Origin of the sequence: Streptomyces sp. NPDC057939 (assembly GCF_042887545.1) — a bacterium.
Lineage (GTDB): Bacteria > Actinomycetota > Actinomycetes > Streptomycetales > Streptomycetaceae > Streptomyces.
This window is the reverse complement of sequence record NZ_JBHVPG010000034.1, coordinates 84,198-94,608: the sequence shown is the minus strand read 5'-3', so window position 1 is coordinate 94,608 and position 10,411 is coordinate 84,198. Positions and strand designations below refer to the sequence as shown.

Genomic DNA, 10,411 nt, shown 5'->3' with positions numbered 1-10,411 from the left:
GCGGGCGGCTCCCGCACGGCGACCGCCGCCCGTGCGGCCGGCGCGGGCGCGGCCCGCACGGACCGCGGCGCGGGCGGTTCCGGGGGAGCGGCGGCCACCGGGGGAGGGCGCGGCGGAGGATCCGGATCGGGCTCCTCCGGAAGCGGGCCGCCCGCGGCCGCGCCGCTCGGCCGGTTCCTGGCCAAGGCCGCCGCGGTCACCGCCGGGCTCACCGCGGCCGGGGCCGTCCTCGGGCTCGTGCGCGACCAGACCATCGCGCACCTCTTCGGCGCCGGACACGACAGCGACGCCTTCCTGATCGCCTGGACCGTGCCCGAAATGGCCTCGACGCTGCTCATCGAGGACGCCATGGCCCTGCTCATGGTGCCCGCCTTCAGCCACGCCCTGGCCCGCAGGGCGGCCGGCCGGGCCGGCCTGACCCGGCTGGAGGCCCGCGCGCAGGACCCCGTACGGCTCCTCGTCGGAGCGACCCTGCCCAGGCTCCTGGTGCTCCTCGCGGCCGTGGCCTCCGTCCTCGTCGTGGCCGCGCCGCTCGTCGTCGGGGCGCTCGCGCCCGGACTGCCCGACCCCGGACTGGCCGTCGAATGCACCCGACTGACCGCGCTCACCGTGGTCTCCTTCGGCATCGCCGGGTACTTCAGCGCCGCCCTGCGCGCCCACCGCTCCTTCCTGCCGCCCGCCGCGATCTACGTCTCGTACAACGTCGGGATCATCGCCGTGATGGTCGCCCTGCACGCCGTGTGGGGGGTCCGGGCCGCCGCCGCCGGGGTCGCGGTCGGCGGGCTGCTGATGGTCCTCGTCCAACTGCCCGCCTTCATCCGCAACGTGGGCTTCGGACCGCGCCGGGCCAAGTCCGCCCCGCGCAGCCAGCGCGACCGGGACCGGCCCACCCTCATCGCCTTCGGCGTCATCGCGCCCGTCATCTTCTTCGCCGTGTTCCGGCAGTCCCAGGTCCTCGTCGAACGGTTCCTCGCCGCCTCCCTGCCCCCGGGCGCCATCTCGCACCTCAACTACGCGCAGAAGGTCGCGCAGATGCCGATGGTGCTGTCCCTGATGATCTGCACCGTCACCTTCCCCGTCGTCGCCCAGGCCATGGCCGGCGGGGAGCGGGACAAGGCCCGGCGCCGGGTGGAACGGGACCTCGCCCTGGCCTCCCTCGCCGTGCTGATGGGCACCGCCCTCGTCATCGGGTACGCCCCGCAGATCATCCAGGTCCTCTTCGAACGCGGCGCCTTCACCCACCAGGACACCCTCGCCACCGCCTCCGTCATGCGGGTCTACGGCCTCGGCCTGCTCGGCCACTGCCTCGTCGGAGCCCTGTCCCGGCCCTTCTTCTCGACCGCCCGGCCCACCTGGTTCCCGGCGCTCGCGATGGGCGCCGGGCTGCTCGTCAACGTCGTCGCCGGAGCCTTCGCCGTCGGCTGGTGGGGCACCTACGGCATCGCCGCCGCCAACGCCGCCGGCATCTCCACCACCGCGGCCCTGCTGCTCACCGGACTCGGCTCCCGGATCGTCGCCATCCAGGTCCGCCGGGTCGCCATCAGCATCGGCCGGCTCGCGGTCGCCGCCGTCGCCGCCTGCGGCACCGGCTGGCTCGCCGGGCCGATGATCCCCGACCCGCTCCTCAGCGCCGCCCTCGGCTGCCTCCTGGTCCCGGCCATGTTCGGGGCGACCGGCATGGCCATACGGGCCCTTGAGGTCACCGTCCTCCCCGCCCAGCTCGCCCAGCTCACCTCCCAGCTCACCCAGAGGTTCCGCAATGTCCGCTGACACCGACACGGCGCCCGCCGCCGCGGTGCGTTCCGCCCGCCGCACCGCCGCACCGTGGGTCCTGATGTACCACTCGGTCGCCGAGTTCACCGACCCCGCCGAGGACCCGTACGGCATCACCGTCACCCCCGCCGCCCTGGAGGCCCAGCTGCTGTGGCTGCGCGCCCGCCGGTTGCGCGGGGTGTCCGTCGGCGAACTGCTGCGGGCCCGCGCGGCCGGGCGCGGCCGGGGGCTGGTCGGACTGACCTTCGACGACGGGTACACCGACTTCCTGGTCTCGGCCCTGCCCCTGCTGCGCCGCCACGACTGCACCGCCACCCTGTTCGTGCTCCCCGGCCGGCTCGGCGTCGACAACGTCTGGGACCCGCTCGGCCCGCGCAAGGCGCTGCTCACCGCCGAGGGCATCCGCGAAGTAGCCGCCGCCGGAATGGAGATCGGCTCGCACGGACTGCTCCACCAGGACCTCACCGCCGCCCCCGACGACGTCCTCCAGCAGGAACTGCGGGGCAGCCGCGACCTGCTGCGCGAGCTGACCGGCACCCTCCCCGAGGGGTTCTGCCACCCCTACGGACACCTCGACGCCCGCGTCACCGCCGCGACCCGGGACGCCGGCTACGCCTACGGCTGCGGCATCGCCCCCGGGCGGCTCGCCGGCCCGCACGCCATGCCGCGCACCCACGTCAGCCAGGCCGACGGGGCGGCCCGGCTGCGGATCAAGCAGCTCCGCCACCGGCTGGGCGAGCTGCGCCGGGTGGTGCTCCCGTGAGCACGGTCAAGGCACTGCACATCATCACCGGGCTCGGCGTCGGCGGGGCCGAACAGCAACTGCGCCTGCTGCTGCGGCACATGCCCATGCCCTGCGACGTGCTGACGCTCACCAACCCCGGCCCGGTCGCCGACGGCCTGCGCGCCGACGGGGTCCGCGTCGTGAACCTCGGGATGAACGGGAACCGGGACCTGGGCGCCCTGCCCCGGCTGGTGAAGTTCATCCGACGCGGCCGCTACGACCTGGTCCACACCCACCTGTACCGGGCCTGCGTCTACGGCCGCGTCGCCGCCCGACTCGCGGGCGTCGGAGCCACCGTGGCCACCGAACACTCCCTCGGCGAGGCCGAGATCGAGGGCCGGCCGCTGTCCGGCGGCGTCCGGGCCCTCTACTTGGCCAGCGAACGGCTCGGCGCGGCCACCGTCGCCGTCTCGGACACGGTCGCCGCCCGGCTGGAGGGGTGGGGCGTGCCGGCGCCGCGCATCCACGTCGTACCGAACGGCATCGAAGCCGTCCGCTTCCGCTTCGACGAGGGCGTCCGGCGGGCCACCCGGGCCCGCACCGGACTGCCCGAACGGGCCTTCGTCGTCGGCGGGGTCGGCCGGCTGGTCCCGGGCAAGCGGTTCGACGTCCTCGTACGGGCCGTCGCCGCGCTCCCCGGCGCGCACCTGCTGCTCGCCGGGGACGGGCCCGAGCGGGCCGCGCTGCGCACCCTCGCCGCCGAACTCGGCGCCCAGAGCCGGATCCACCTGCTCGGGGAGCGGGACCCGCTGGGCGACAGCGCCGACGGGCGCACCCCCGGCATCCCCGCCCTGCTGGCCGCCATGGACGTCTTCGTGTCCCCCTCGCGGGAGGAGGCGTTCGGGCTCGCCGTGGTCGAGGCCCTGGCCGCCGGACTGCCCGTCCTGCACGTCACCTGTCCCGCCATCGACGACCTGCCCGCCACCCAGGCGCCGGGCGCGCGCCGCATCGGGCCCGGCACCGAGGAACTGGTCGCGGCGCTGCGCGGACACATGGAGGCCGGCGCCCGCCGGCTTCCGCCACCGCCCGTGGTGCGCCGCTACGACATCGCCGGCAGCGCGAGCCGCCTCCTCGACGTCTACGCCCTCGCGCTCGCCGCCCCGGTGCCCGGCGGGACGCCGACCGCGCCGCTGCCCGCGCCCTCCACCCCGGTGGGACGGGATCCGGTCACGCCGGGCTCCGCGCCGGCGGGCAACGGCTGACCCCGAATCCACCACCCCGGCCGGGGGAACGGCCGGGGCCGTCGAACCCCCTCCCCCAGGAAGCGAGCACCGCACATGGCCGACACCGCCGACCAGAAGAAGTCCGACCACCGCTCGGAGAAGAAGCGGCGCGCCCTGCGCCCGCCCGCGTGGTGGCCGTTGCCCGCCTGCGCCCTGCTCGGCATGGCCGCGGGCGGGGCGTACGGGGTCCTCAAGGCGCCCGAGTACGCCGCCACCAGCTACGTCGTCGCCGTGCCCGACGACACCACCGAACCGGCGACCGCGCTCGGCTTCTCCCAGGCCTACGCCCGCATCGCCACCAGCAGCTCCACCCTCGCCTACGCGCAGCCGCGCGCCGGCATCGACGCCAAGCGGCTGCGGACCCAGGTGCGCGCGGAGACCTCCCCCGAGTCCCCGATGATCGCCATCACCGGGACGTCCACGAGCCCCGCCGAGGCCGCCGACATCGCCAACGCCGTCGCCGACGCGCTGTCGCTGAGCAGCAACCAGGCCGCGAAGAACACCGGTGTGCAGCTGCTCCTGTTCAACCAGGCCGTCGCCCCCACCGACCCGGCCTCGCCGTCCGCGGCCATCAGCGGCGCCGTCGGGCTGTGCGCGGGCGGGCTGCTGGGCGGCCTGTGGCTGCTGGCCCGGCCCGCCAGGCCCGGCCGCCCCGTACGGCGCGCGGACGGCGCGGGGACGCAGCCGGCCGTCGAGGAGTACGCCTCCCTGCCCGCGCAGGGCGACCACACCGAGACCAAGGAGAAGGAGCCCGCGCGATGAACCAGGGCTCCGCCGGGGCCCTGTCGGTGACGCTGTGCCGCGACCCCCGGCAGTTCGCCGCCCTGGAAGAGCAGTGGAACCGGCTCTTCCGCGGCTGCCCCACCGCCACCCCCTTCCAGAGCCACGCCTGGCTGCACTCGTGGTGGCTGTCGTACGGCAAGGAGGGCCGGCTGCGGACCGTCCTCGTGCGGCGCGGGGACGAGCTGGTCGGGGCGGCCGCGCTGATGCTCGTGCACCGGCCGCTGCCGCGCCTGGTGGCGCTCGGCGGCGGGATCACCGACCACTCGGACGTCCTGGTGGCCGCCGAGCAGGCCGAGCAGGTCGTACCGGCGCTGGCCCGCGGGCTGCACCGGGCCGCCCGCAGCGCGGTCGTCGACCTGCGCGAGGTGCGGCCGGGGGCCGCCGCCGAGGCGCTGTACGAGGCGTGGCCCGGGGTGCGCAGCAAGCTGGCCGACTCCACCTGCATGGAGCTGCCCGCGCTGCCCTTCGACGAACTGGTGAAGCGGATGCCGTCCTCCGGCGCCCAACGGGTGCGCGCCAAGCTCCGCAAGACCGACGCCGCCGGCATCGAGGAGCACGAGGTTACCGAGCCGGAGGTGCCGCAGGCCGTACGGACCCTGCTGCGGTTGCACGAGAAGCAGTGGCGGGGGCGCGGGGTGACGCCCGAGCACCTCAGGCCGCGGTTCGCCGAGCACCTGACCCGGGCCACCCGACGGATGGTGCGGGCCGGGGAGGGCCGGCTGACCGAGTTCCGGCTGGACGGGAAGGTGGTGGCGGCGAACGTCACGCTGCTGTCCGCCGGACTGAGCGGCGGCTACCTGTACGGCGCCGATCCGGACCTGCGCGACCGCAAGGTCGACGTGGCGACGCTGCTGCTGCGCTACGAGACCGGGCGGGCGCTCGCCGACGGCCGGCCCGTGGTGAGCTTCCTGCGCGGCAGCGAGCCGTACAAGAACCACTGGCGCCCCGAAACGGTGGTCAACCAGCGGTTCCTGATGGCCACGGCCGCGCTCGCGCCCCTGCTGCGACTGCACGAGTCGCAGGTGACGGGGCGCGAGCGGGCGGTGGACGCGCTGCGGGAGGCGCTGCCGGCCGCACGGGACTGGCGGGCACGGATCAACGAACTGCGGGTCCGGTGACCGTGCCGGTGCGCTCGCCGCGCGGGGGGCGGGGGCGGGGGCTAGAAGGGCCAGACGTAGGAGTCCTTGCCCCAGTTGAGGTTGAAGCAGACGGCCTGGTTGCCGACCAGCTTGGACAGCCACTCGCCGAAGTTGAGCGGTACGCACCACTGGCTGCTGTTGTTGGGCTGCGGCTTGGGCGGCTGCGGCTTGGGCACCAGCGGGCCGGGTGTCGGCGTCGGCTTCGGCGGTACGGGTACGGAGACCTCGGGGGAGGGCACCGGCGGGAACACGGGCGGTACCGGGACCTGCGGCGAGGGCACCGGGGGGAGCACCGGCGGCACGGAGACGTCCGGCTTCGGGACCACGGGGGTGGGCTCGACCGGGGTGGGGTCGACGGGGCCCGGGACCGGGGTCGGCACCTCGGGGCTCGGCACCGGAAGGGGCACCTGGGGCGAGGGGACGGTGGGTGTGGGGACGGCCGGCGTGGGGATCGCCGGTGTGGGGATCTGCGGGGTCGGGACCACCGGGGTGGGAATCGCGGGGGTCGGGACCACCGGCGTCGGGACGACCGGCGTCGGGATGACCGGGCCGGGCAGGTCCGGCGTCAGTGCCTCGCGGAACACCCGGGAGGACTCCGGATTCGCCTTGCACTGCCACACGCCGTGCGGGCAGTAGTCGGTGATGGTGTGGTAGAGCGGCTTGTGCTGCTCGATCCACTTCAGCATCCGCCGCACGTACTCCGGGTTGTCCCCGTTGCGGAACAGGCCCCACTCCGGGTACGAGATCTCCTTGCCGTGTGCCTTCGCGAAGTCGACGTGCTGCTGGAGCCCGTACGGCTGGGTGATCTGCTCGTCGAAGTTCCGGCCGGGAGCCTGGTCGTACGAATCCATGCCGATGATGTCGACCCAGTCGTCGCCCGGGTAGCACTTGGTCCAGCCGATGGCGTCCGTGCCCCGGTTGGGGGCGAAATCGAACTTGAACTCCTGACCGGGCACGGCGCGCATCGTGTTGACGATGCGCTTCCAGTACGCCTTCCAGTTCTGCGGGTCGGGCCCGCAGCGGTGGGTGTAGGTGGTGCCGTTCATCTCCCAGCCCAGCACGATCACCGTGTCCGGGACGCCCAGCGTGACCAGCCGTTCGGCCAGCTTCCGGAAGTGCTGGTCGTACTCCCCGTTGGCGCCCGCCCTGATCAGCTGGGCCACCTGGCGGTCGGGGATCCGGCTCTCGTTGCGCGCCTGCATGGGCACGTTCAGGACGAACAGCCGGTCGTCCTGGGCCTTGCGCCAGGCCGCCCAGTCCGCGAGGAAGCCGACGTTGCCCTCGATGCCGCCCCACACGTCGCCGGGCAGATAGGTGTGCCCGACCCGGATCTCCTTGCCGCCCAGCCAGCGCGACAGGGACGGGATCCGGGCCACTCCGGGCGGCCCGAAGTCGAGATACGCGCCCATGGCGACGTCGGAGCTCCGCGACGATTCCTCGTCGGGGGCCGACAGCGCGGCTCCCGTGGCGAGCAGTCCGGCCGTGACCGTACCGATGCAGGTGCTCACCAGTCGGTGTCGTGGTCTGGGCATGGCGTCTCCCGAGCTTTCCTGAACCGGTGTGCTTACCAAAGACGTTAGGCATCAGATCTGACGAATGGCCTGTCCGATGGCCGCTGCGTAGGCCATTCGCAGGTGCGCATCCATCCCGCTTGGTCCGACTAGGTGAAAGACACCGTTTCCATGCACGCGTTCGCCAACCATGTGCCCGCAGTTCTGCTCAGACTCGATCGGAATCCGTTCCACCACGGAACCCTCGGCGCCGTCAGATCCCTGGGGCGCAAGGGCGTGGAGGTCCATGCCGTCGTCGAGGCCGGGGGAGGGCCCATGGGGCGTTCGCGCTACCTGCGCGCCGTCCACCCCGGGCCGGACGGGGGGCTGGACCCCGAGGCGCCCGACGCGTTGCGGGAGTGCCTCGTACGGGTGTCGGAGCGGATCGGCCGGCCGGCCGTGCTCGTCGCCATGGACGACCTGAGCGCCATCGCGGTGTCGCGGTTGGCGCCGGTGCTGACGGACCGTTTCCGGATTCCCCATCAGCCCGACAACCTGCCCGCGCGGGTGGCCGACAAGGCGGAGCTGTCGCGGCTGTGCGCGCGCTGGGACGTCCCGCACCCGGAGACCGTGATCCCGGCGAGCGGGGCGGAGGCGGCGGAGGCCACCTGGCGGCTCGGCCTGCCGGTGATCGCCAAGTGGAGCCGACCGTGGCTGCTGCCCGCGGGCACCGGGCTGCGCAGCACCACCCTCGTGCACACCACCGCCGAGGCGCGGGGGCTCTACGAGCGTTCCGCGGAGGCCGGGAGCCGGCTGCTGCTCCAGCGGTTCCTGCCGGCCGGCCCGGACACCGACTGGTTCTTCCACGGCGCCTTCGCCCGGGGCGGGCACCCGCTCCTCGCCGGGTCGGGCCGCAAGGAGCTGTCCTGGCCGGTGCGCACGGGGCTGACGGCCGTGGGTCGCTGGCTGCCGGACCCGGCGGTCGAGGAGGCCGGGCTGCGGCTCGCCGACCGGCTCGGCTACCAGGGCATCCTCGACCTCGACTTCCGGCGGGACGAGCGGGGCTGCTTCCGGCTCGTGGACTTCAACCCGCGCCCCGGAGCCCAGTTCAGGCTGTTCACCGACGACTGCGGGCTCGACGTGGTCCAGGCGATGTACCTGGACCTGACGGGGCAACGGGTGCCGGAGCCCGTGGGCGGCCCGGGCCGGATCTTCGTCGCGGAGAACTACGCGCTGCTCGCGGCCGTACGGGGACGCTCGCTGCCGAGGCGGCGGGCGGGCTCCGGTTCCGCTCCGTCAGGCGGCACGGCCCCGAGCGGTGTTGCGGGCGGAGCCGCGGAAGCGGCCGGCGCGGCCCCGGAGCCGTTGCTGCCGGGCGGGCGACGCCCCGAGGGCCGGTCGGACGTGCCGCCCGCGGCGGCGCCCCGCGCGGCGGGTCCCGTACGCGGTCGCGGCGCGCCGGGGCCCGGACCGTCGCGGCCGGCGCCGAAGGGGGAGCGGGGGCGGACGGAGCCGGCCTGGTTCGCCGCCGACGACCTCGGCCCGTTCCTGGCGATGCTCGGCGCCTTCCTCGGCCGGGGCCTCGGCAAGGGGGCCCGCGCGCTGCGGGGCGTCCCCCGGCAGGGTCGGCGCACGGCCCGCGCGGTCGTCCGGGCCCCCCGGCAGCGGGCGCAGCCCCCGGAGGCGTCCCGGCCGGCCCCGCCCGAGGCCTCGACGGAGCCGGACGAGCTGGTGACCCGGTGACGGGAGGGTCCGCCCCCGAGGGCGGCCGGGTCGGATGGGTGACGAGCGAGTCGGAGGAACTGCCGTGACGCGGATGGACGACCTCGTGGTGGTCGGCGCGGGACCGTACGGGCTGTCGATCGCCGCGCACGCGGCGGCGGCCGGGCTCGGCGTGCGGGTGCTGGGGCGGCCCATGGCCTCCTGGCGGGACCACATGCCCGACGGCATGTTCCTCAAGTCGGAGCCCTGGTCCTCGAACCTCTCCGCGCCCGGCGGACGCCACACCCTGGGCGAGTACTGCGCGGGCCTCGGGACGGCCGCCGAACACGGCAGCCCCCTGCCGATCGGCACCTTCAGCGCGTACGGGCTCTGGTTCGCCCGGCGGGCCGCGCCCGAGGTGGAGGAGGTGACCGTCACCGAGGTCAGCCCGCAGGGCGAGGGGTTCCAGGTCCGCACCGCCGAGGGGCCCCCGCTCCTGGCCCGGACCGTGGCCCTGGCGGTCGGGGTGATGCCCTTCACCCGGTACCCGGAGGTCCTGCGGGACCTGCCGCCCGGGCACGTCTCGCACAGCAGCGACCACCGCGACCTGGCGCGGTTCGCCGGCCTCGACGTGACCGTCCTCGGGGCCGGGCAGGCCGCCCTGGAGACCGCCGCGCTGCTCGCGGAGGCGGGGGCCCGGCCGTCCCTGGTGGCCCGGCGGGCCCGGCTGAACTGGAACACCGTTCCGCAGCCCTTGGAGCGGCCGCTGACCCGGGCCCTGCGCGAACCCCACAGCGGCCTCGGCACGGGCTGGCGCAGCTGGGTGTGGTCGGAGCTGCCCTGGGCGGTGCGACGGCTGCCCGCTCCGACGCGGGAGCGGATCGCGGCCACGGCGCTGGGGCCCGCCGGGGCCTGGTGGCTGCGGGAGCGCTTCGAGCGGCGGGTGCCGGCGCTGCTGGGCCACCGGCTGGAGAGCGCGACCGCGGTGGGCGGGCGGACCCGGCTCGGGCTGACCACGGCGGCCGGGGAGGCAGTCGTACTGGACACGGGGCACGTCGTCGCGGCGACCGGGTTCGCCCCCGACCTGCGCCGGCTGGAACTCCTCGACGCCCGGCTGCGGGCCGCGCTGGAGACCGTGGGGGACGGCGGGACCCCCGAGCTGAGCGCCGGCTTCGAGTCGTCCTGGCCCGGACTGTTCTTCGCGGGGCTGCTGACCGCTCCCTCATTCGGCCCTTCCATGCGATTCGTGCACGGCGCGGGGTTCACGGCGGGGAGACTGGTGAGAGGAGTCCGCAAGCGCCTCGGCGCCCGGGGTCCGCTGCCCGGCTCCACGGGCGGCGCCCGGGCCGACCGGGCGGCCGCCGGGCATCCGTAGACGTAACTGCGCCGAGATCCACCTGAGAGGGGTCCGCGATGGGAGCGGAGCGAGCACAGGGCGGCCGTGGCTGGGTGCGCATCCCCGCCAGCCGCGGCGAACAGCCCCCGGCGAGACCGGCCGCGCCCGGTCCCTACGGGGCT

Annotated in this window: 8 protein-coding genes; 7 read left to right on the top strand and 1 reads right to left on the bottom strand. The window is 75.3% G+C overall.

Annotated features, from left to right (window positions below; all coding sequences use genetic code 11):
- The 5 genes from murJ to ACFVS6_RS29550 all read left to right on the top strand — a co-directional run.
- On the top strand, nucleotides 1-1,770 hold a 1,770-nt coding region (murJ, locus tag ACFVS6_RS29570; protein WP_389708565.1), incomplete at its 5' end, for a murein biosynthesis integral membrane protein MurJ.
- Nucleotides 1,760-2,536: a polysaccharide deacetylase family protein gene (locus tag ACFVS6_RS29565; RefSeq protein ID WP_389708563.1), complete on the top strand. Its 777-nt coding sequence runs from the start codon at nucleotides 1,760-1,762 to the stop codon at nucleotides 2,534-2,536. The genes murJ and ACFVS6_RS29565, both read left to right, overlap by 11 nt.
- Nucleotides 2,533-3,759, top strand: a complete 1,227-nt coding sequence (locus ACFVS6_RS29560) for a glycosyltransferase (RefSeq protein ID WP_389708561.1) — start codon at nucleotides 2,533-2,535, stop codon at nucleotides 3,757-3,759. Before ACFVS6_RS29565 ends, ACFVS6_RS29560 begins: the two co-directional genes overlap by 4 nt.
- A 75-nt stretch (nucleotides 3,760-3,834) precedes the next feature.
- Complete coding sequence (locus ACFVS6_RS29555) at nucleotides 3,835-4,542, top strand: lipopolysaccharide biosynthesis protein (protein ID WP_389708559.1); 708 nt, start codon at nucleotides 3,835-3,837, stop codon at nucleotides 4,540-4,542.
- Nucleotides 4,539-5,681: a GNAT family N-acetyltransferase gene (locus ACFVS6_RS29550; protein ID WP_389708557.1), complete on the top strand. Its 1,143-nt coding sequence runs from the start codon at nucleotides 4,539-4,541 to the stop codon at nucleotides 5,679-5,681. The genes ACFVS6_RS29555 and ACFVS6_RS29550 overlap by 4 nt, the downstream gene beginning before the upstream one ends.
- A gap of 41 nt (nucleotides 5,682-5,722) precedes the next feature.
- Here ACFVS6_RS29550 and ACFVS6_RS29545 read toward each other — a convergent pair whose 3' ends face one another.
- A complete protein-coding gene (locus ACFVS6_RS29545; RefSeq protein WP_389708555.1) occupies nucleotides 5,723-7,234 on the bottom strand; it encodes a glycosyl hydrolase in 1,512 nt (503 codons plus the stop codon).
- 294 nt (nucleotides 7,235-7,528) lie between these two features.
- On the opposite strand from ACFVS6_RS29545, the gene ACFVS6_RS29540 reads away from it, so the two are divergent.
- The gene (locus tag ACFVS6_RS29540) at nucleotides 7,529-8,935 is read left to right on the top strand and encodes an ATP-grasp domain-containing protein (RefSeq protein ID WP_389708553.1); all 1,407 of its coding nucleotides are present in this window, start codon (nucleotides 7,529-7,531) and stop codon (nucleotides 8,933-8,935) included.
- Nucleotides 8,936-9,008: 73 nt separating this feature from the next.
- Entirely contained in the window at nucleotides 9,009-10,268 is a 1,260-nt protein-coding gene (locus ACFVS6_RS29535) for an NAD(P)-binding domain-containing protein (RefSeq protein ID WP_389708572.1), read from the top strand.
- Nucleotides 10,269-10,411 lie beyond the last annotated feature (143 nt).